Annotated in this window: 30 protein-coding genes; all 30 read left to right on the top strand. The window is 30.1% G+C overall.

All coding sequences use genetic code 11. From position 1 onward, the window contains the following. The first annotated feature begins 6 nt into the window (after positions 1-6). The 30 genes from Q4Q47_RS22870 (at position 7) to Q4Q47_RS22725 (ending at position 22,211) form a co-directional block, all read left to right on the top strand. On the top strand, positions 7-552 hold the full coding sequence (locus Q4Q47_RS22870; RefSeq protein ID WP_303309050.1) for a hypothetical protein: 546 nt from the start codon (positions 7-9) through the stop codon (positions 550-552). Between the two features lie 170 nt (positions 553-722). Beyond that, a complete protein-coding gene (locus Q4Q47_RS22865) occupies positions 723-1,361 on the top strand; it encodes a DMP19 family protein (RefSeq protein ID WP_303309049.1) in 639 nt (212 codons plus the stop codon). 150 nt (positions 1,362-1,511) lie between these two features. Beyond that, a complete protein-coding gene (locus tag Q4Q47_RS22860; RefSeq protein ID WP_303309048.1) occupies positions 1,512-2,072 on the top strand; it encodes a hypothetical protein in 561 nt (186 codons plus the stop codon). A gap of 215 nt (positions 2,073-2,287) precedes the next feature. Then, positions 2,288-2,638 (top strand): hypothetical protein, encoded by a 351-nt coding sequence (locus tag Q4Q47_RS22855; protein ID WP_303309047.1) that lies wholly within the window; start codon positions 2,288-2,290, stop codon positions 2,636-2,638. Next, entirely contained in the window at positions 2,635-3,045 is a 411-nt protein-coding gene (locus tag Q4Q47_RS22850) for a hypothetical protein (protein ID WP_303309046.1), read from the top strand. Before Q4Q47_RS22855 ends, Q4Q47_RS22850 begins: the two co-directional genes overlap by 4 nt. Before the next feature lie 228 nt (positions 3,046-3,273). Next, positions 3,274-3,927 (top strand): zinc ribbon domain-containing protein, encoded by a 654-nt coding sequence (locus Q4Q47_RS22845; protein WP_303309045.1) that lies wholly within the window; start codon positions 3,274-3,276, stop codon positions 3,925-3,927. A gap of 234 nt (positions 3,928-4,161) precedes the next feature. Further along, on the top strand, positions 4,162-4,980 hold the full coding sequence (locus Q4Q47_RS22840) for a hypothetical protein (RefSeq protein ID WP_303309044.1): 819 nt from the start codon (positions 4,162-4,164) through the stop codon (positions 4,978-4,980). 186 nt (positions 4,981-5,166) lie between these two features. Continuing rightward, positions 5,167-5,646 (top strand): hypothetical protein, encoded by a 480-nt coding sequence (locus Q4Q47_RS22835; protein WP_303309043.1) that lies wholly within the window; start codon positions 5,167-5,169, stop codon positions 5,644-5,646. Positions 5,647-5,855: 209 nt separating this feature from the next. Further along, positions 5,856-6,539 carry a hypothetical protein gene (locus tag Q4Q47_RS22830; RefSeq protein WP_303309042.1) on the top strand — a complete coding sequence of 228 codons (684 nt, stop codon included), beginning with the start codon at positions 5,856-5,858 and terminating at the stop codon, positions 6,537-6,539. A 205-nt stretch (positions 6,540-6,744) separates the two neighbouring features. Next, the gene (locus Q4Q47_RS22825; protein WP_303309041.1) at positions 6,745-7,596 is read left to right on the top strand and encodes a hypothetical protein; all 852 of its coding nucleotides are present in this window, start codon (positions 6,745-6,747) and stop codon (positions 7,594-7,596) included. Positions 7,597-7,737: 141 nt separating this feature from the next. Then, positions 7,738-8,157 carry a hypothetical protein gene (locus Q4Q47_RS22820; protein WP_303309040.1) on the top strand — a complete coding sequence of 140 codons (420 nt, stop codon included), beginning with the start codon at positions 7,738-7,740 and terminating at the stop codon, positions 8,155-8,157. Further along, positions 8,157-8,549 (top strand): hypothetical protein, encoded by a 393-nt coding sequence (locus tag Q4Q47_RS22815; protein ID WP_303309039.1) that lies wholly within the window; start codon positions 8,157-8,159, stop codon positions 8,547-8,549. Before Q4Q47_RS22820 ends, Q4Q47_RS22815 begins: the two co-directional genes overlap by 1 nt. Before the next feature lie 214 nt (positions 8,550-8,763). After that, on the top strand, positions 8,764-9,405 hold the full coding sequence (locus Q4Q47_RS22810; protein WP_303309038.1) for a porin family protein: 642 nt from the start codon (positions 8,764-8,766) through the stop codon (positions 9,403-9,405). Positions 9,406-9,544: 139 nt separating this feature from the next. After that, positions 9,545-10,414, top strand: coding sequence for a hypothetical protein (locus tag Q4Q47_RS22805; protein WP_303309037.1), 870 nt, complete (start codon positions 9,545-9,547; stop codon positions 10,412-10,414). A 153-nt stretch (positions 10,415-10,567) separates the two neighbouring features. Next, positions 10,568-10,963, top strand: a complete 396-nt coding sequence (locus tag Q4Q47_RS22800; protein WP_303309036.1) for a hypothetical protein — start codon at positions 10,568-10,570, stop codon at positions 10,961-10,963. 179 nt (positions 10,964-11,142) lie between these two features. Next, the gene (locus Q4Q47_RS22795; protein ID WP_303309035.1) at positions 11,143-11,670 is read left to right on the top strand and encodes a hypothetical protein; all 528 of its coding nucleotides are present in this window, start codon (positions 11,143-11,145) and stop codon (positions 11,668-11,670) included. A gap of 349 nt (positions 11,671-12,019) precedes the next feature. Then, positions 12,020-12,433: a hypothetical protein gene (locus Q4Q47_RS22790; RefSeq protein WP_303309034.1), complete on the top strand. Its 414-nt coding sequence runs from the start codon at positions 12,020-12,022 to the stop codon at positions 12,431-12,433. A 134-nt stretch (positions 12,434-12,567) separates the two neighbouring features. Beyond that, positions 12,568-13,125, top strand: a complete 558-nt coding sequence (locus Q4Q47_RS22785) for a hypothetical protein (protein ID WP_303309033.1) — start codon at positions 12,568-12,570, stop codon at positions 13,123-13,125. Between the two features lie 27 nt (positions 13,126-13,152). Further along, positions 13,153-13,353, top strand: a complete 201-nt coding sequence (locus Q4Q47_RS22780; RefSeq protein WP_303309032.1) for a hypothetical protein — start codon at positions 13,153-13,155, stop codon at positions 13,351-13,353. Positions 13,354-13,505: 152 nt separating this feature from the next. Further along, positions 13,506-14,252, top strand: a complete 747-nt coding sequence (locus Q4Q47_RS22775) for a hypothetical protein (protein WP_303309031.1) — start codon at positions 13,506-13,508, stop codon at positions 14,250-14,252. 181 nt (positions 14,253-14,433) lie between these two features. Further along, positions 14,434-14,712 carry a hypothetical protein gene (locus tag Q4Q47_RS22770; protein WP_303309030.1) on the top strand — a complete coding sequence of 93 codons (279 nt, stop codon included), beginning with the start codon at positions 14,434-14,436 and terminating at the stop codon, positions 14,710-14,712. A gap of 8 nt (positions 14,713-14,720) precedes the next feature. Further along, positions 14,721-15,047, top strand: coding sequence for a hypothetical protein (locus Q4Q47_RS22765; RefSeq protein WP_303309029.1), 327 nt, complete (start codon positions 14,721-14,723; stop codon positions 15,045-15,047). A 90-nt stretch (positions 15,048-15,137) separates the two neighbouring features. After that, complete coding sequence (locus tag Q4Q47_RS22760) at positions 15,138-15,671, top strand: hypothetical protein (RefSeq protein ID WP_303309028.1); 534 nt, start codon at positions 15,138-15,140, stop codon at positions 15,669-15,671. A gap of 326 nt (positions 15,672-15,997) precedes the next feature. Further along, complete coding sequence (locus Q4Q47_RS22755) at positions 15,998-16,651, top strand: helix-turn-helix domain-containing protein (RefSeq protein WP_303309027.1); 654 nt, start codon at positions 15,998-16,000, stop codon at positions 16,649-16,651. Between the two features lie 3 nt (positions 16,652-16,654). Beyond that, positions 16,655-17,179, top strand: a complete 525-nt coding sequence (locus Q4Q47_RS22750) for an integrase core domain-containing protein (protein WP_331497792.1) — start codon at positions 16,655-16,657, stop codon at positions 17,177-17,179. Positions 17,180-17,229: 50 nt separating this feature from the next. Then, entirely contained in the window at positions 17,230-17,880 is a 651-nt protein-coding gene (locus Q4Q47_RS22745; protein ID WP_303309026.1) for a hypothetical protein, read from the top strand. A gap of 223 nt (positions 17,881-18,103) precedes the next feature. Then, entirely contained in the window at positions 18,104-19,597 is a 1,494-nt protein-coding gene (locus Q4Q47_RS22740) for an ATP-binding protein (protein WP_303309025.1), read from the top strand. Between the two features lie 271 nt (positions 19,598-19,868). Continuing rightward, a complete protein-coding gene (locus Q4Q47_RS22735; protein ID WP_303309024.1) occupies positions 19,869-20,207 on the top strand; it encodes a hypothetical protein in 339 nt (112 codons plus the stop codon). Positions 20,208-20,383: 176 nt separating this feature from the next. Further along, positions 20,384-21,013, top strand: a complete 630-nt coding sequence (locus Q4Q47_RS22730; RefSeq protein ID WP_303309023.1) for a hypothetical protein — start codon at positions 20,384-20,386, stop codon at positions 21,011-21,013. A 529-nt stretch (positions 21,014-21,542) separates the two neighbouring features. Beyond that, the gene (locus tag Q4Q47_RS22725) at positions 21,543-22,211 is read left to right on the top strand and encodes an ATP-binding cassette domain-containing protein (RefSeq protein WP_303309022.1); all 669 of its coding nucleotides are present in this window, start codon (positions 21,543-21,545) and stop codon (positions 22,209-22,211) included. The last annotated feature ends 49 nt before the right edge of the window (positions 22,212-22,260 follow it).

Raw genomic sequence — 22,260 nt, 5'->3', positions numbered from 1 at the left:
ATTTGAATGAAAAGCATTTTAGCAATCATAATTTTACTTTTAATAGGTTATTCTTCCTATGCTCAACATACGGATAGGTTTTTAGAATTAGTAAAAAATTTAGAACAAGTTAGTTGTAAAAAGGACACGGTATTTTACAAAAACAGGAACGTATGGTGGACTATGTGTTGGACAACATATGAGCATGATTCTGAAAAATATTCAACCAGAACTGGAGAAATGGTTCAATATTATAAAAACGGACAAATTGCTCATCAGTATTTTTTGGATAATTATGGAAACATGAAAACGATGAAGGTCTTTGACCGAAAAGGAAATAAGGTTGAGGAATATGTAACTACGAAAATCGACTCAAATGCAAAAACGCTGATTGAGTTTTTTGAATCTCAAGACCATATGAAATTCAACACATGGACTTCTATTTACAGATGCTCAAGTAAACTAGGGATACCTTATTTATATAAAGAAGGTCTAAGAGTTAACGGAAATAAAAATGGAGTTTGGACAACTTATTATGACAACGGAGAAATAAAAAAAGAAAAAGAATATTAAAAAACGTTGCACAACAATGTATAAAAATAATGCTTAAGTTTAACCCTAAATCAAAAGGATAGTGCGTATTTGGTCACTCTGATTTTCCTACGGAAAATCCTCGGACACAAAACCGCACTATTCTTATACGTAAACGTTAGCCACAATGTAAGCCACAATGTAAGCCACCAATGAGCAAAAAGATTATAACGATAATGATTCTATCTTCCATATTAAGTTTTTTCGGATGCAAAAAGGAAAAAGAGAAATCCGAATATGACCTTGAGGTTGAAAAAATATTAAATTCTGTAGACGATTGGAAAAACAGGAAAATCTATAAAGTTCTGACTAAAGAAATATTGGATTCTATTCCTGATGACAAACTTGAACAATCTGTTTTCGATAATATTTACGAAATAATTGGAGGCGATTACGAAAATGAACTTGCAAATATCCAAAAACTGACTAATGGACAACAAGGTTTTTGGTCGACTTGGATAATAGAAGGAGAAGTAAATAATGGTGGATTTAATCAGTTCTATTTTAATTCGAGTGGACAGTATGCAAAAATGGCGGAAATCGGATTTAAAACAATTGGAGCGGAAAAGTATGCGGAATTAACTTCTCGTGCGAACAAAATTTATGCGGAAAATAAAGAACGTCTTGCCGAATTTGATGACGGAACAATGGAAAGTTTTAGCGAATCCTATAAAGACAATCCTTTGAACAAGCTTGATGATGAATTTTACGAATTAGGAAATACAGAAAGTATTAGTGATTTACGAATTAAATATATTCGTGAACACATAAAAGAATTTACGACTGAATAAAAAACACAGTGGCTAACACCGTGTAAAAATAATTGCTTGGTTCTCGCCTACTCGGAAAATCCTGCGGATTTTCCTCTGGTTCGTTCCATTTTTAGTATGCTAGTTGCATGCACACGCAACTATCCTTACACATAAACGTTACCTACAATTATGACAAAATCACGAACATTACTTGCATCACTCTTAATATTTATCTCTTTGCAATGTTTTGGACAACAATATTCCGAATACGCAATTGATGGAAACGGATTTGACTCTGTTTTTCAAGATTTAGAGACTGGAAGTTTTAGTGGAACTTTAAATGGAATTTTAATTGTAAAAGACTCTGAAAACAAGAAATCACTTTTAGACTTTCAAGGTAGTTATGGAAAATTGGAAATCGAAAAAGATGAACACGAAGTTTATGACTTGAGTTACAAAAAATACATTGGAAAAACCACAAGTGGAAAAACGGAAATAAAGTATCAGACTTACGGTTCTGCTAACTCATTCGGAATTGAATTTAAGGGACAGTTTTACGAATTGTCTTTAATTGATGGAGCTTGCGACCTAATCATAAACGGGCTTGAATACTCTTATGAATCTGAAAAAAATGCTGAATATCTTATAATACGAATTACTAAAGAAATTAGATTAAAGAATCCTTATAGAAAATCAATAAGTGTTTTACCGAATTCGACTTTAATTTTTGCTATTAAACGGAATAAATAACTGTAGGTAACATTACCTATAATTAATGCGGGTTTGTTGCTTAAGATGTAAACTTCGCATATTCGCCAACACCGCCAAATCTTTTGATTTGGCTTTAGAACTAAAAGATAAAACAAAATAAAAAGTTTTGGCTAAGTGCATAATAGGAAATTCATTACTTTTAACTCCCGCACTAACCATAGCTGTGGACGTTACCTGCAAGCTGAAAAACTCAAATGGAATCCGAATTAAAAAAGTACTTACTAGAACAATGCCGAGATTGGATGCTTAAAGAAGAAATCAAAGTATTAATGAGATTAGGATTAACAGAACACGGAGAAACAGTAACACGAAAAAATGCATTAGTTGAATACAAAATGGAATTACTTTACGGATTTCAAGACAAAAAAGTAAATGACTTAGCCTCTTTAGGAAAAACTCTTGCAGAAGAAAGAATAGCAAAACGCATATTAAAAGACAATCCTAATATTCTAAATAATTGCTCAAATTGTGGAAAACTAGCTAGAACTCCAAAAGCACAACAATGCAGATATTGTGGAAATAAATGGTTTAACAAAAAGTTATGACTAAAGAACCAAGAGGAAGATTATATCAAGATTCAGAGTTTGAATTTGACGAGTTTAACGGATTAAAAATAGAACAACTAATTGTATGTGAAAATCCTGAAACGAAAGAACCAATCCTTATCTATCTTAAAGTAGAAAAGAGAAATTGGCATCAATTCTTTTTGGATGCAGGATATGGGTTTTGGGAAAACTGGGATGAAATAGACACCGAGGATGATTCTTATGATTTTATTGATTACACAGATAAATTTGATTTAAAAGGTCAAACTATTAGTCGAATATTCTGTGAACCTGATTTGAATAATAGTAGAATAACTTTGGATTTGGAAAACTCAATGAAATTGATTCTAAAATGCAAAGACCCAAACATATTTGATTCTAATTCTGAATTAATAATGTCTAAATAAAGCCAGCAGGTAACAATGTATAAAAAACATAGGGTGGTTTAGGCTTAACTTTAAAGCTGGTGTTTATTTACAAAGTCGCCAAATATAAAATTTGGCATTTTCAACAAAAAAGATAAAAGCAAAATATTATATTTGGCTTAGTACCAAACCGAAACGTATCGCTTATCAATTGCCCTACGTTTCTTATACCGAACGTTGTGCTTCAGCAATAAGATTCAATCCCAAACAATGGAACTTGACAAAGAAAAAATAAGATATATCCTTAATTACTTTCCAAACTTAATGACTGAGAAAGAAAGGCTCGCTCATCGTCATTTAATTATGCTTGCTAAATCAAGAGGAAGAAAAGAAATGGAAAAAGCTTTTAAAACGAGAGGTTATTTTACCGAAGATAATGAAGCTTTAAAATTAACCGAATTAGGATTTGAAAAATTGAGATTTCAAATAGCTGAAAGAATTCTAATTGAAGAACGTGAAAATTTATATTTAAATAAATGTCCTAAATGTGGAGAATTAACAATCACACCTCAAAGCAGGCAATGCAAAAACTGTGGGGAGAAATGGCATTATATAAGAGTTGGTAGTTTTGTTATTGAATCTTTTCTTGAAAGAAAGAAATCAATTTTAAACAGAAAAGAAAAATTTCAAGTAATTGGAGTTTTAAAATCTGGAAAAATTGAAAAAGGGAACTATTTGAATTTAACTTTAATTGGCTTAAACTCTAAGCCAGAAATAGTTTTAATAAATAAAACTGGAGAAAATAACGAATATGGAGAAGAGTTAACCTCTTTAGAATTTAATAACCTGAACAATAGAGATAAAGAAAGAATCATTGAATATAAAAAAGGAGCTATCAAATTTGACATTACGAGTGAAAAATAGCCAAAGCACAACAAGGTATAAAAAACATAGGGCAGTTTAGGTTTAATTTAAAAGGCTGGGATTATTTATAAAGTCGCCAAATATAAAATTTGGCATTTTCAACAAAAAAGATAAAAGCAAAATATTATATTTGGCTGATTACCAACTCGAAACGTATGGCTTATCACCTGCCCTACGTTTCTTATACTAACCGTTGGCAATAATTTGAAAAAACTAATTTATAAACTAAAATTTTTGATTATTATTTCACTTGTTTCTTGTGGACAAAACTCATCTGAAAAAAGTCTAAATGGAAGATGGTACGAAACTGAAAACAATGGAAATAGTTGGATGCATTTTTATCCCGACAGTCTTATAATAAAAGTAGACCCATTTGAAAAAGTTGAATGGAAAGCTAATAACTCAAAAATTGAATTTGATTATCCCTTTTTGATCAGGGATTCAACAGGAAACTTGAAAAGAATTCCAGATAAAATTATTGTGCATTATAAGCTTTCAAAAAACAACGATTCTCTTTTTGGAAAATTAGTGAATCCGTTTGGAGAGCATCAATTCGGTCTGTTAAGAGCAAACGACTATATTGAATATCTAAATAAACGGTATAAAATTGAATTTTCTCTACCACAAGATAATTCAATTGACATTATTAAAACTGATGCAATTTATGGGCTTAAGGTGTTTATAGGATATTCAAACAATAAAGTTGTTGGACGGACAGAACTCTCTAAAAACTTAAATAATTTAGAGTCCGATTTTAAAACATTTATTGATAGTATAAAGCCTACATATAGACCTGAAATAGATATGTTTAAAGGCGTAAGGTTTCATCTAAGGGTTTTTGCTGATAAAACAATTGCTGATTCTACAATCACGAATTCTTTAGTGGGAACAATTAAAGATGAAATTTCAAAAACATACGACAGTTTCCCTAAACCACCAAATGACACATTGCCAATAAGGATTTATAGAATATATAAAAGTAATGAAATTGAAAGCCTTGGTATTATGAAAGGAAAAAGAATAAAAACTATTGCCAACATTACCTATAATTAATGCGGGTTTGTTGCTTAAGATATAAAGCTCGCATATCCGCCAACACCGCCAAATCTTTTGATTTGGCTTTAGACTAAAAAAGATAAAACAAAATAAAAAGTTTTGGCTAAGTGTCAGTCGGAAATTCATTACTTTTAACTTCCGCACTAACCATAGCTGTGGACGTTATCTACAATTACAAAAAAAATGAAATTTGAACTTAAACATATAGATGATTTAACTCTTAAGGATTTTATAAATCATAATATTTGGGTTCAATATTACTCTGGGGATGAAATTGACTTTATTGAGGAAGAAGGTTATAATAGAAAAGAAGTTGAATCCAAATTAAAAGAAGTTGATTGGTCTGACGAATATTGGTTTAAATCTTTTCCGACAAAAGAAGTTACTCCATATATGTTTACTAGATATTATGCCCAATTTGAACTCCCAAACAAAAAGATGATTGACGGATATATAGAATTCACAGAATATAGTGGAATCCAAAATTACTCTCTTTATGTTGACGGAGAATTTATTGGATTAAATATACATCACTCTGATATGAATGAAGAGGAAGAAATTGAATTAAAAAATAAATTAGCCTTGAATGAACTCTATCCTATGAAAGTGAAATGTTCAAGTAATATTAAAGTGGATGAAGAATTTAATCCGAATAAAAAGTAGATAACACGGTGTATAAAACATAGCTAATAAGAGCTAAACCGAAAGGTTTGTGTATATTTAAAAAGTCCGCCAAATTTTTAATTTGGCTTTTAAAAAGAGAAAAATTAAAAACAAAATATAAAAATTCGGCTCTGTGTTAACCCGAAAAGTTAGTGTCTTTTTGCACGCTACGTTTCATACACAAGTCCGCTAGCTCTCATTAAAACTGAATGAAAAAAACACCAATGATATTGAAGATTATAGGAAGAATATTTATCTTCTTCTATGAACTCTTTAAGTATCCAAAACTTTTCTTCACAAGAAGGTTTTTATGGAAAAAATACCGAAAAGGAATATTATTTAATTCGGTTTCCTCTTATGAATTAGAAAATGAAGAGAAATTGACCAGACACTACTTAACCACTTGGTACCTTAAACCGAACTTGGAAAAACTGGAAAATGACATTGAATCAATAATGCAAGTCAAAAAAATTAAATACAACGCTATTAAATTGAGTCAAATAGAAAATTCGGACTATGACAGTATTGTCAAGTCTCTTAAATCTGGCAGTAAAAAAACTTGGGAACCGATTATTCAAATAATAGAGGAATTGACTTTTCATTTTCCTAAAATCAAGGAATTTGTCGTAAGAATGACTGAAGACAGTAGCGGCTTCGTGAGAGAAACAGCGTTATTGATTTTGGAAGACGGAAAATTTGACTTTCAGGAAAGAAAAAACATTTATGAAATGCTTTATCAAGATCGAAATAAAAAGGTTCGTGATAGAGTTCTTGATATGATTTTTAGAGAGGGTAAAAAGAAGAAAAATGAGTTTGTTGATTTTCTGGAACAATGGAAAAAAGAAGAGCAAGACCAATCCATAAAGGACTCTTTGGAATGGATGTACAAATAAATAACGAGAGCTAACAATGACTATAGTTAATACGGGTTTTGGTGCTTAACCCAAAGTTTAGTTCTTTGAACCAAGTCCCCCAAATCTTTTGATTTGGCTTTATAAATAAAAAGATAAAACAAAATAAAAAGTTTTGGCTAAGTGCTTAATCGAAAGTTCAGTACTTTTAATTCCCGCACTAACTATAGCCTGAACGTTGTACTTAATGATGAGAAACACCATTACTATATTAATAATTTGTGCTTTTTTAGGATGTAACACAAACCAAAAAAAGAAAATTCCTGAATTAGAAAATACTATTTCAACCGATAAAGTTGAATCTAAAACACTGGATTCTAACTTAGACGGTGTTTGGGGATTAAACAACTATTTTGATAATATACTTGCTGACAAAGAAATAGCCAAATATCGAATTCCAGCACCAACTTGGTTTGCTATTTTATTGGAAATAAAAAATGATTCCTTAATAAGTTATGGCTCAATTATAGAGTTGGAAGAAAAACTAAATTTTAATTCTGACACCTTAGCTGTATTTAATTCTTTCAGTGGAAAATATGCGTTATTCAAAAAAAGTAATGAATTACACCTAAAACAATTTCCGAATCAAGATATTATAGATTCGACCACATATATTTTCAGAAAAAGAAATGATTTAAAAAACTTACTTGAAGACAAAGATAGAGTTCATAAAATTAGCAGTAATATAACGAAATACTTTAATGAAAATCTTATTTCGGGAGTTTATGAAAATAAGAAAAACAAAGAAATTATAACTTTTAAAAAAAATGGAGACTTGATAAACTTTACCGGATTTGACAAATATGAAGTGAGAAATTATTTTGGAACTCTTCATCCTCATAAAAATTTAGATGTGATAACATTTACCAATTCAAAACAAAATGACTACAAACAGTTCAATTGGAAATTTGAAAATAAGAAATTAATCTTAACTGAATTTGTTCACGAAAAGGTTGATTACAAAGGAAAAAAAGAAATAACTGATGATTTTGTACTCGGAAAAAAAGTAATTGAATTAATAAATAGAAAAAATCACTAAGTACAACATTGTATAAAATTAATTGCTTGGTACTTGTCTACCTACGAAAATCCTCGCGGATTTTCTATTTGGTTTGTATTTGCTAAATTAGTTGCTTAACCACGCAACTAATCTTATACGTGACCGTTAGGTGCAATTACTATGATGATCGAAAGAAGATTTTTTGTTTGGGACGAAGAAGACAATAATACTCCTGTCAAACTTGGAGACAGAGTAAGTAATCTGCTTGAGCAAAAAGTCATAGTTAAAAGTGGAGAAAAAGACTCAGAATTTAAACTTACCCAAAATGAAAATATTTGGATAGGTTCTAAAAACGACCTTATAAATTATATCTACTTCACCAGAAATTCTGGAGATGAACTTTTAAGGTTTGATCCTTTTAAGTTCGACTATCCTGCTACCGAACCTATTACTGAATTTTTAAATGAGAAATATGAACAAATACTCTTTAAAAATATTGATGAAGTAAAGAAAAATTATTCAGGAGATCTTCTTTATATGGTTTTTAGAGACTTTAACCCCTCTAACATATTTCTTATGAGGCTTGAAAATGAAAACTAATGGAAAATTACAACTTTATTGCCTCGGACAACTTTGACCTAGCTGATTTTAATGAACTTGACAAATTCGTTGATTCATTTCCTGACTTTCAAACAGTATCATTAAATAATGACAATGAACTGGAGAAATTATTGGAGTTGATGAAAATTAGTAATTACAGTGAATTAGAAATTCCTGCATCTGAATTTCAAAGATATTGGGACATATCAACTTCCAAATTGCCAGAATTCAATGAGACTGAATTTGATGAGTTCTATGAGCTATGGCTTACTAAATCTGAGAGAATGAATAATATGGATGAATATGGTCAATTAATATTCCTTCAGAGGCTTTCACTTGACTGGAATACAAGGAAATACCGAATGATAGTTAAGGAAATAAAAAGCACCTAACAATGTATATAGCAAATAGGGCGTTCGGTAGTTTAAGAAAGTTCAGTGCTATTTACAAACACCGCCAAATCGTTGATTTGGCTTTTAAGAATGAATAAATTAAAAACAAAATACAACGTTTTGGCTCGGTGTAAACCCGAAAGTTCATCGCTTTCTACTGCCCTACTTGCCATATACTAAACGTTAGCACAAATTATAAATAACCTCAAATTAAATGACAAAAATAATCTTGCAACTAATATTTCTTCTTTCTTTTTTTAATATTGTTGCTCAAAACTCAAAAATTGAAATAGGTCCTGAGATTGGATTAAATATTAGTGATTATCGATATATTGAGGCTAAATATGTAAAAGGTTCTGCTATGAAAAGAGCGTCATTTGGAGTTGTAGGCAAATACAACTTTTCTAGAAATTGGGCTCTTAAATCAAAGCTAAAATATGAAGGCAAAGGTATTTTGATTAAAGTCGATTTTGGCAGAGGGCTTTTAACACAAAAATTAAACTATTTAGTAATGCCTCTTATGGCTGAATGGAGATTAGGCAAAGGAAATTTACAAGGTTTTTTAAATTTTGGTATGTATGGAGGTCGGCTAATGTCGGCTACAAAAGAATATTTTAATGAACATACAATGGGTGAAAAAGATATTAAGAATAATAAAGATGAATTCAAGCCATATGATTCAGGGCTTTCTGGTGGGATTGGAGCTATATACAAATTAAAAAACAATTTAAAAATCACTATTGATTTGGGCGGACAATTTGGAATGACTCCAATTGATTCTGGATTAAAACGTGGTATTGGTTGGAGAGCTAATCAAAATTTGAATGGGAATATTGGTGTGCTATTTGGACTATAAACTTGTGCTAACACCGTATAAAATTAATTGCTAGTGCAAGCTTACTTTCGAAAATCCTTGCGGATTTTCTATTCGGTTTGTATTTGCTAAATTAGTAGCTTAAATACGCAACTAATATTATACATGAACGTTGTACGCAATGATGAAAAACCTACTTACAATATTCATTTTAACTTTTACAATTATAGCTTGTAAACAAAATTCGACTGAATTAAAGCGAAACGAAACGATTGAGTATTATCCAAACAATCCAAAAGTAATTTTCAAGAAAATAGTTCATTTGATGGACTCTGATAGTGTTTATTATTTCTATGATAATGGAATTCTATTTAAAAAAGGAAAACAATATAAGGAAAACCAAAAATTCGGAAATTGGGAATTATATGACCGAGATTCTGACTTACGAGAAATTCGAGAATGGTTCACGTTAAACGGAAAATCAAGAGCAAATCGAGCTTGGAACCTAAATAAAAAAGGAGATACAATTGCATGGAGAACTCAAGATTCAATTTATAAACAAGCTGAGTTTATAAATGACACTATCCCTTTTAGAAATACAATTTATGACATTGTTTTTTTTAATAGAGATACAATAAAATTAAACGAACCAATCAGAGGATATGTCGAAGTTTTTTCGTCAGTAATCAGAGACCAACCTTCTCATGTAAGAGCATTTATTGCAAAAGACAGCGCAAATTATAATTACGATTTCTCAAACGAAAAAGAAGTTAAATTTGCCGAATTTAATGATTTATCAATTGATTCAATCAATCAAAAATGGTTCAAAGGTGCTGATTTTAATAAACTAGCAGTCATTGGACTTTACTTTGATACAGTAGGAGAAAAATATTTGAGAGGCTATTATCAACAATATTCTTTCGGACCTTTTTCAAAAGACGAAAGCGGACAAAAAATTGATAGCATTATTGGACATAAAATTTACTTTGAGAAGAAAATATATGTCATTGACAGTATTGAACAAAATCACAGCGTACAACATAGTATATAAAAAATTGCTATTTTGTGCTTAACCAATGTGAGTTGCTTTGTTTGCTAGCTTCTGATTTTCCTTCGGAAAATCCTCGCACACAAACACACAACTTTCCATATACGTAACCGTTGGCAAACAGTTAACCGAACTAACAAAAATTGAATTAACTCAATGACAGTAGAATTTAAAAACAAACGAGAAAGACAAACCATATGGCTGTTCTTTGGAATTGTTTGGGTTATCATGGGTTTATTTAAAATATTTGAACCTGAACAATTTGAATGGACAAATACGTGGTTTTTAATATTAGCTATTATTTTTGTTTTTGTCCTTTTTTACCGAAAAAAGAAACAATATCTGACTTTGGAAAATGGAGTGATTTCAAAAAACTCTTTATTTCACAAACCATTAAAAATGTCGGAAATAAAACGGATTGAAAAAAAATCGAAAAAGTATATTCTGAAAACGGATTTAAGAAAATTCACAATTGACACAAAAATTATCGCAGAAAAATCGCTTTCGGAATTAAATGCGGAATTGGAAAAATTGGATGTAGAATGGAATTAAAAAAACCGATTTGCCAACACCGTATAAAATTAATTGCTAGTACAAGCCTACTTACGAAAATCCTCGCGGATTTTCTACTCGGTTCGTATTTGCTAAATAAGGTGTTTAAAACACGCAACTTCTAATCTTATACAACAACGTTGTAAAACATTTTGACCGAACCCAGAAACCAATAGAAAATGAGAAAATTCACTATTACCAAAATTTCACTGTTGACTTCAATTTTAATATTGATTTTTAACTGCAATTCAAGTCCTAATTCTTTAGAAAATGCTGGAAATAAAACACCTGAAGATTTAAGCAAAACTATTTTATTCGCTTTACAAAACAATGATAAAGAATTGTATAATAGTCTAATTTCTACCGAACACGAAGTAAAATTCTTTATAGACAAACTAGAAATGAACCCTAGTAATTTAAAATCATTTATGAGTAACCACCCAAAAATGATGAATTCTTTTGACGTTATAATGGCAACTGCAAAATCATATGGTCTGACGGATTGGAATAATGTTGAATATTCTGCTATAAGTTACCAAGGTCCAATAGATGCCTTAAAAACCGATAACTTTGTGATTGATTTCACAAATGGGGAATATATTGGCAAATTAAACATCGGTTCAATTATTAGGTCAGATAGAGGTTGGTTTATAAACAGAAGACCAATGTTTTGGAAATACTACAAAGAGAAAAAATCTAGCGATTGAATTGTGAAGAAAAAACGTTTTACAACAATGTGTATAGTTCATTGCTAGTAAAGGCTTACAACGGAAATTCCTTCGGAATTTCCTCGCCGTTTTGTACTTGCCAACTTAATCGCTAAATTCACGCAACGAAACCATACACGGAGCCGTTATGTGCAAGCTGAAAAAACAACGTCAATGAAACAAAATTCTAACATTTCATTTTTGGAAATGGTTTTAATCACTTGGAAAATAATTTTTATCGCTGGTTGTTTTTTTCTGATATACAGCATTTATGATGGAGAAATAAGTGCGATTATTTTTTGTGTTCTTTTCCTTTTGTTTAATGGATTCTTAATCAAAAAGTATACTCGTGAAAAACGAAAAAATGACATTTGACAAATTAGTTCAAAAACGAATGTTCTTGTTAATCATTTTATTACTAATGATTCTCATGTATTTTGGAGGAATTCAAACTGGATATAATCGGACTTTGGGTTGGGCTTATGATTTAAGTTATTGGATATTTGTAATCAAGCCCATTTTATGGATTGTTTTCTTGATTGGATATGGAATTTTAGCAATTTTGAGATATTTGACTAATAAAAACCTATCTATTTCGCATCTGATTTTAATTACTCTGACTTTTGTTGCGGAGGATATTCTGAATTCTGACTCTCGCCTGACTTTGACTTTAATATTGATTTCGATAATTGTATTTATAATGAACTTTGTTTGGTCAATTAAAAATCGGAATGTAAAACTGACAAAAAAAGCCAGCACATAACACAGTATATAAAAAATTGCTAGTTTTACCTAAACCAAAGTTTTTTGCTCGTTTGCTAGCTTCTGATTTTCCTTCGGAAAATCCTCGCACACAAACACGCAGCATTTCATATACATAAACGTTGGCAAACATTTATGAAACGCATATTTAAAATCATCGGAATACTTTTAATTGCATATTTCTTTTTAGCTTATGCTTTTCCGAAATTTATCGCAGTACCATTTGCAGCGTGGAATTCTCAACAAGTATGGAAAGAGATAGAAAAAGAGCATTTGGAAACTCAATTAGTCGATAATGAAATAATTGGAGTTTACGAATATCAAACCGAAAATAAAGAAGAAAATCATTCCATTTTTATTGACATAGTTGACAACGAATTAGTTGGATTCTATTTTGGAACTGAAGACGGAAGTGGACACGGAATTTTTCATTACGGAAATCCACTCTTGAATTTCAAGCTGACCGAAAAAGAAATTGAGTTTGAAATTGGACAAAGAGAATTATTTGAAACAACACGAAATAAAGTTTACGGAGCTGAAGAAAATCCGAAAAAAGAAATCGCAGTCGGAATTTCTAAAAGCCCTTTAAAATATTCAGGAGAATTGACCGAATTCGGATTTGAATTAAATTGCGAATCTGAATTTCAAGATTGTTGGGAGAATAAAATGGAATTTAGAAAAATTTACGATTAGTGTATTTAAAATTACGACAATAAGAATATGAACAAAATCTTTTTCAAAATACTCGCATTTATATTTGGATTAATGTCATTAGGTGGAATGTCAGAATCATATAGAATTATGACTTCACCTGCACCAGATATTGCACCCGAAAGAACTTATTTGACCATAATGTCTTTAGGAATGTTAGCATTATTTTTGTTTCTAACAAGATATTTTTGGAGAAAAGGAAAAAAATAAAAAACGATTTGCCAACAATGACTATAAGTAATTGCTTGTTCTCACCTACTTTGGAAATTCCTGTGGAATTTCCAACTTTATGTGTACTTGCAAAGTTAAGTACTAACCCACGCAACTACTCATAGCCGAGACCGTTGTGTGCAATACGAAAAATGACTACGAGATTAAAAAATAACATATCAGAATTGTATGAAATATTTGGAAAATATTTGGCTAATCCGAATATGGAAGGAACATCTGCGGATTTGAACAAAAACAATGAATTGTTATTCTCTAAACCTTTAACGGAATTAACACAAGATGATTTATCACATTTTGCAGGAAGTTCTATGACAACTTGGGGAAATTCTAATGACTATAAACATTTCCTACCTCGAATACTTGATTTGACAGCAGAAATAAAAACACCTTATGAAATTTGGATAGTATTTGATAAGCTCAATTATGCAGGATGGAATAATTGGCCACAAATTGAACAAGATGTTATCTACGAATTTATGATTGCTCTGTGGGAAAGTATTATTAATGAAGAAAGTGAAATTTCCGAATGGGATTTTAGAGATTATTTCAGTACAATTGCTCACTTCTACCCAAACTTTTCTGACTTACTAAATATTTGGAGTGAATCGGAATCTAACGCATCAATTAAACATTTATCCGAGTTATTAGTTGAGGAACAAACCGCAATTTTTGACAGAAGAAAAATAAGCGGATTTAATGACAAAACAGAAAACGCAAAAGAGTTTATATCATGGATTTTATCAGACAAAATACTGAATAAAGTTCAACAGAAATATTTTGAATTTGAAAAAGAGAGTTTTGCCGAAAAAATATCTTGGGCTGAACAAATAATAATGGCAGAACGTAAAAGTACTGCACACAACATTACCTATAATTAATGTGGGTTTGTTGCTTAAGATATAAAGTTCGCATATCCGCCAACACCGCCAAATCTTTTGATTTGGCTTTATGAGCAAAAAGGATAAAACAAAATAAAAAGTTTTGGCTAAGTGCTTAATCAGAAATTAATTACTTTTATCCACGCACTAACCATAGCTGTGGCGTTGTCATTAATTGAGGATGAATAAAGATCAAATTAAAAAGGAATTTCAAGAAGATTTTCTGGAGTTAAGAAAACTCTTGAACTCGTGGGAATTGATTCCCAGTTCTCCAAAAGATGAATTTGACTCTTTAAATCATCAAATTTTAAGTCATTTATATAAAGGAGCAGACTTTGAAAAAGTCTCTCGTGTTTTAGATAGTGAATTGACTGTGACTTACGGATTATCTATTGACTTAGACGATTCGGAAAAAATCGCAACTGAAATTATGGAATGGTGGAATTTTAAAAACTCTTAAGGAATAGAATGAACTCGGATATAATTAGTGTTAAAGCTAAACTAACCTTATACTCAACGGAAGATGGTGGAAGAAAAACGGGAATTGCGACCGAGTATCGTCCTAATCATGTTATGGAATATTTACCCAATTCAAATGAATTCCCAACTACTTATATCGGACAAATTGAATTTGATAAAGAACTAATATACCCTGGCGAAACTGAAAACGTAAGAGTCAAGTTTTTGAAACATCAAAATATTGAAGAGTTAATAGTTAAAGGTAGAATTTGGTGGATTCACGAAGGTCCAAGAAAAATTGGAGAAGCGGAGATAATGGAAATCATTAATGAATAAAAACTAATGACAACACTATATAATAAAACATAGCTGCCCTTTAGGTCAGCAACGTTTGTTATATTTAACGTTACCCGACATTAGACCAAAATGCACGAAAAACTGAAAAACATAATCCTGATTTTAACTCTAATTGGAATTGGATTAGGAATTTTTAGTTACAGTAAAATGTCCAAGTTCTTTTATCAAGAATTTTACTTTCCAGCAATTTTGGCGATTTTATTAATCACATTCTGTTTTATATCAAAAAATTTAAAGATAAAAAGCAGATTTGTAATTTTAACAGCACTCGGAATTGGGGTTTTATTTGTGTTTACGACAACTCAACTGACTTTGGACTATTTTGGAATGAAAAGGACTGAAAAAATATTGACGGAATATCACGAATTGGATTGCGAAAAAATAATTGACCGATTTGCGGCTGATTTAACTAACAATGAACTTAAATATTTTTCGAGCGGATTAGTTGGTTCAGGAAATTTAACAAAAAATATAAAAGAATACGGAATAGAAAATTTTGACCTTGGATGTATGGTTTATAACAATCTGAATTGTTACAATGAACTCGTTAGGAATTATCTGAAAGACAAAAAAAATATAACGATAAACCAACTCTATGAATAATAAAAACATTGGGTAACACCGTATAAAATTAATGTGGGTTTTTATGGTTTCCCTAAAGTTTCTTGTTTATTTATAAAGTCAGCTTAAACTTATTTGTCTATTTTTAGCTAGACAAGATAAAAACACAAAATAAGTATAAGCTTGTGGCTCGGCTGACAAAATAAAGTTTGTCTACCTCCCACACTAATCTTATACAAAAACGTTACCCATAATATGGTATGATAAAGGGACATAGTTTACAAAGTTAAAGGGACATAGTTTACAAAGTTAAAGGGACATAGTTTACACTTTTTTAGGTTGTAATTTGAGATCAAAATCAAATTATCATGCCTTGGAAAGCAACAACAACTATGGAACAAAAAATTGAATTTATCTGTGAATGGCGAACAGGAAAATACACCATCACAGAATTGTGCAAAAACTTTGAAATCTCCAGACCAACAGCTTACAAACTGATTTCCAGATTCGAAAATCAAGGTTATAATGGACTAAAAGACCAGTCAAGAGCACCTAGAGAACATCCTAACGCTACGGGTAAAAATATCGTTAAAAGCATTCTTGAATTAAAGGCTAAATATCCACGTTGGGGAGCTAAAAAAATCAGAACCCTATTGTTTAACGATTTCAATAAAGAAATAGTTCCTTCTGTGGTTACTGTCCACAACATACTCAAAAAAAACGGTTTAGTCTGTCCTCAAAAGCGCATGCGAAGGGTCAAACCTGTATTCCCTATTTTTGACCCTAAATCATGTAATGAAGTTTGGAGTGCAGACTATAAAGGCAAGTTTTTAATGGGCAATAAGATCTATTGCCATCCGCTAACCATTGCTGACTCCAAAAGCCGTTTTTTGTTTACTGCAAAAGGGCATTATAAAGAAAACTTAAAGTCTGCTAAAGCCGAATTCAAAAAGGTCTTTAGAAAGTATGGCATCCCTGAACAAATCCATACAGATAACGGTAGCCCTTTTGGCTCTGTCTGAGCCATCCAACGCTATACTCAACTCTCTTATTGGTTTATTGAACTTGGGATTACCCCTGTATTTTCTGATCCTGCTCACCCCGAACAAAACGGAAGGCATGAACGTATGCACCGTGACTTAAAGGCAGCTTGTGCCAAACCTTCAGCTTATGATCTAAAAACCCAACAACGCAGATTAAACCATTTTGTAAAGGAGTATAATAATATAAGGCCCCATGAAGCTTTAGATATGAAAACACCCGCTGCTGTTCATGATTTTGCGGCTAGACCTTTTCCTGAAAAAACACCTCACTTTGATTATGATTTAGACCATAAGGTTATTAAGGTAACTCAAAACGGAGCTATCAGATGGAGATCGTATTATTGGGTATATCTAACAAGTGCCCTAAAGGGTAAATATGTAGGAATCCAAAATCTTGGTAACGGTATTTGGAAAGTGTTTTACAGAAACGTATTTTTAGGTTTCTTTAATGAAAATGAATTAAGAAATAAAAAAACAAACATAAGGTTAGAAACTAATTTAGTGTAAAGTCTAATCTTTAACTTGTGTAAAACATGTCCCTTAACGAACATTAAAAAATGAACAAACTACTTTTCATAATCCTACTGCTATTTTTAAATTTTTCTTGTTCTGACAATAAAAAAAATGTTGAATTAAAAGAGGAAAACAACTTTTTAAAAACTCAACTAACGGAAATCAAGAAAAAGAATACTGAATTGATTAAACAAATTTCTGTTCTTAAAACATTAGGCACAAAGAATAAAGACAATCAAATAATTGAATTATTAGACTCTAAAATTATAAAAATACTCGATAAAAGATATTCAGAGGACACATTAGATTTGGCAAAATACGGAAATGAGTATATTTTCAAAAGAGATGTTGAATTAACTAAGCTTGACAATAAATTATTTGCCGAAACTTTTGGGAATATTCGTGAAAGATTAGATTTATTAAATTATTCAACATTCAGTATTTGTGATGGCAAATCATTACCTCTTGAAATGTGTAATTGTACTGTTTCAATTTACATTGTTGTTGGACCAGAAAACCTTGGAGAAGATTATGAGTTATTTCGAATAGGTTTTTTCTATAACGTGGATTTAATTTCATTGCAAAGAATTGAAAAAGATGGCTATGAATATGATATTGAATTGACTTTTGAACACGGAAAATATCCGAGGAAAACAGAGAAAATGAACTTAACAAAAATGAAATTAGAAAAATAACTATGGGTAACATTACCTATAATTAATGCGGGTTTGTTGCTTAAGATATAGAGTTCGCTTATCCGCCGACACCGCCAAATCTTTTGATTTGGCTTTAGAACAAAAAAGATAAAACAAAATAAAAAGTTTTGGCTAAGTGCTTAATCGAAAGTTCATTACTTTTAATTCCCGTACTAACCATAGCCGAGACGTTATGTGCAAGTAGAGCAAACCACAATCAACAATGAGAGAATCTAACATCATATCTATTTTAAGTGCTCATTCAAAATTGCCAACTGATATTTTTGAATCGTATTTAGATTATTTTTCCATTAAAATTAAAAATGATGAATTAAAGGATTTAATTGTTTTATATAGTCATTTAAAATCTCTTACAAAAAACATTGAATTATTTGATAAATACTTTATTGGATATACCATTCCGCAAATCGGAAAGGAGTTTGACTTATTAAGATTTGACAAAGAAACGATTGTAAATGTCGAACTAAAAAGAGATAGTAATTTAGTTGCAATTACTGACCAACTTAAACGAAATAAATATTATTTAGATTTTTTAAAAAAAGAAACTCATTTATTTACTTATGTATCTTCTTCTAAAAAACTCTATGGACTTGATACAAGTAATAATTTAGTTGAGTTAAATATTAGACATTTAATTGAAAAGTTAGTCTCTCAAAATGTAATTAAACTAGAAAATATAGATAACTTTTTCAACCCATCAAATTATTTAGTATCTCCTTTTAATTCAACAAAAGAGTTTATAAAAAGTAAATATTTTCTAACTGTTCAACAAGAAGATATTAAAAATCAAGTTTTAAAAGAATTAAATACACCAAAACATTCAATTATTGCGATTAAAGGAAAAGCCGGAACAGGTAAAACTTTGCTCACTTATGACATTGCAAAGGAAGTCTATAAATCAAAAGAAATTATTATTATACATTGCGGTTTACTAAACAAAGGACACATTATATTAAGAGATGATTATGCTTGGAAAATTATTGCTGCTAAAAGTCTAATGCATCAAGATTATTCGAAATATCATCTAGTTGTAGTTGATGAAGCACAAAGAATATATAAAAATCAATTAAAACATATAATTGAACAAGTAAAACTACATTCTAAAAATTGTATTTTTTCTTATGACTCTGTACAAACGTTAAGAGGTGGAGAAATTAGAGCAAATACCAGTTCAGAAATTGAAAAAAACACTACACTAGATTGTGTTGAATTAACTACAAAAATAAGAACTAATAAAGAAGTTGCTCGTTTTATAAAATGTCTTTTTAATTCAAAAGAGGCAATACATAAAATGGATTACTCAAAAGTTGAATTAAAATACTTTGACAGTCATAAAACCGCAAAAATATATTTAACTCAATTACAGTCTGAAGGTTGGAAAACCACAAATTACACACCTTCTACTGCTCATACTTTACCTTATGAACAACATCGAATTGAAAACGAAGATGACAATGCACATACCGTAATTGGGCAAGAATTTGATAATGTTGTGGCTGTTATAGATGAATATTTCTATTATGAAAACGATAAACTATCGACAAAGAACTATAAATACAAGCCGTATTATCATCCATCCAAAATGTTATTTCAAATTGTTTCAAGAACAAGAATTAGATTATGTATTGTAATAATAAATAATCCTTTGATTTTGAAAAGATGTTTGAGCATAATGAGTAAAAATACTAGCACATAACAAAGTATAAAAATAATAAGGGTTAAATGCCAAACCCAAAGTTGGTGCATATTAACAAAGTCCGCCAAATTTAAAATTTGACGGTTAAAAGAAAATTAACGGTAAAATTGTTAAATTTGGCTAAGTGCTAAAACCGAAAAATAAGTACACATTTAATCCCTTACTATTCTTATACAAACCGTTGTAAGTTGTAAGTAATTTGAGAATGCACCCAAAGAACATGTATAAACTGACTTTAATCTTGATAATGTTTTTGACTTCCTGCTCAAATATGACTTTAGAAAATCAAGTTAAAGGTCAATGGGCTATTAAAGAAATAACTTATAGCGGAAAAAGTTACAAAGACCAAATGTATACTAACGCTCTGATTTTTAGAGAGAATAATGAAGTTTCTATTCCCGAAACTTTTCACTTTAAAAAAGACAAAAATGCTACTTGGAAAGTTTTAGAAAATAAAAATAGTATTACGATTAATACTTCGACAACTGTCTTTGATGACACTTTTGACGTGGAATTTATAAATCGAACGGAAAATGACCCACTCGGAATTATTTTAAAGTCTGACACTATTTATATAAAAGCATATAAACTATTAGATTTTCATCATTAACGAGGATTATTAAACTGATTGAAAATAAAAAACTACTTACAACATTGTATAAAAATAATGCTAAATTAGGTGCTTAATCGAGAGTTCGTGCTCTTTTGTTACGTCTGATTTTCCTTCGGAAAATCCTCGTACACAAAACCGCACTATTCTTATACGTAACCGTTACCAGTAATTAGATGACAAGCGAAAATCAAATATTGAATTGGTTAATGATTGGAATATCTCAATCTCCCTTTAGCCTAAATGAAGTCTTTTATTTAGACAAAAGCAACAATGAGTTTTTTTCTATTTTGGCTACTGATTACTTTATGCTTGATGAAGATTTAGGTATAGCTAAAAATACCACGACATCATATTCTAGCCAAAATGAAAATAGTATAGTTAATAGAATACAAAGAATAGAAAATGACGATAAAGAAATAATTGAAATACCAAGATTGTCATATAATGAAAGAAAAAAAACACTAATTGAATTCCTTGATTCTATTAATGATGAGAAAGAAAAAGAAAGAATTACTCACCTATATATTAATATTGAGTCAGAAACCCCAGATGTGAGAAATCTTTTTAATCGAAGTTTTGAAATTGAAAGCGATAAAAATACAGTTGAAAAGTGGAATACTCTAAAAAATGAGATTTTATTGACAAAAGCTGAATCTTTTATAAATTTAAATAACATCAATTTATCGAATGTGAAAATTTGGGAAATTGAAGAAAAAGGAACTATAAACATTGACCTTACTAAAGATGATAATGGTAAAATTTTAAAACAGAAGAGTAATAAATGGTGGAAATTCTGGAAGTAAAAAACTACTGGTAACACGGTGTATAAAACATAGCTAATAAGTGTTAAATCCAAAGGTTTGTGTATATTTAGAAAGTCCGTCAAATTTTTAATTTGGCTTTTAAAGAGAGATAAATTAAAGACAAAATATAAAAATTCGGCTCTGTGTTAATCCGAAAAGTTAGTATCTTTTTACACGCTACGTTTCATACACAAGACCGTTAGGCAAAATATGAAATCCGTATCCAAAATGAAATTTATCACAAAGAATGTACAGTAAAGCTATTTCAAAATACTTTTTGGATATTAATATGTTCAACGTTCCTTTTTGTCTAATTTTTGGATTGATATCTGGAATTTTTTGGAGTGTAGTTATTTTTTCTTCTTTTGGAATATTAATTGGCTATTTAGGATTTCAAACTTTCAAAAAAAACGAATATTACGCTTATTACAATCTCGGATTTACAAAAACTGACCTTTTAAAAAAAGTGTGGTTACTGAATTTAGTTATTTCTTTCTCAATATTTACAATCTATTTAATATTGAGATAAATGGATTTATTAAAAGTAACTGACCTTAACAAATCTTACGGAAAGAAATCCATCTTAAGAAACATAAATCTTGAATGTAAAGTTGGAGAGATAATTGGAATCTTTGGTCGAAACGGAACAGGAAAATCAACTTTATTAAAACTAATTTTCGGAACAGTCAAAGCTGATTCAATTCTTATAAAAGTAAATTCAGAAATTATTTCTCAAAAAGCTATTATTCCTTCAAAAAAAATAGGTTACTTACCACAAGATACTTTTTTACCAAAAGAACGGAAAGTGAGAGAAATTATTCCTTTATTTTTTCCAAATGGAGATGACCAAGACAAAATTTTTTATTCACCACAAGTGTCGAGTTTTGAAAAAACAAAAATTGGGAAACTATCATTAGGACAATTACGCTATCTTGAATTATTGATTATTGGAAACCTAAAACATCAATTCCTAATGTTGGACGAGCCATTTTCTATGATTGAGCCGATTTATAAAGATGTGATAAAAAGTTTATTGCTCGAACTAAAAAAAACAAAAGGTATAATTTTGACTGACCATTATTACAATGATGTTCTTCAAATAACAGATAAAAATTTCGTTATTAAAGATTCGGAAATAATTGAAATAATAGATAAAAGTGATTTAGTGAAGTATGAATATTTAAGGTCAAATGAATAATAAATACTTTGCCTAACACCGTATAAAATTAATTGCTAGTGCAAGCTTA

Source organism: Flavivirga spongiicola (assembly GCF_030540825.1).
Classification (GTDB): domain Bacteria; phylum Bacteroidota; class Bacteroidia; order Flavobacteriales; family Flavobacteriaceae; genus Flavivirga; species Flavivirga spongiicola.
This window is presented reverse-complemented; position numbering and strand designations above follow the sequence as displayed.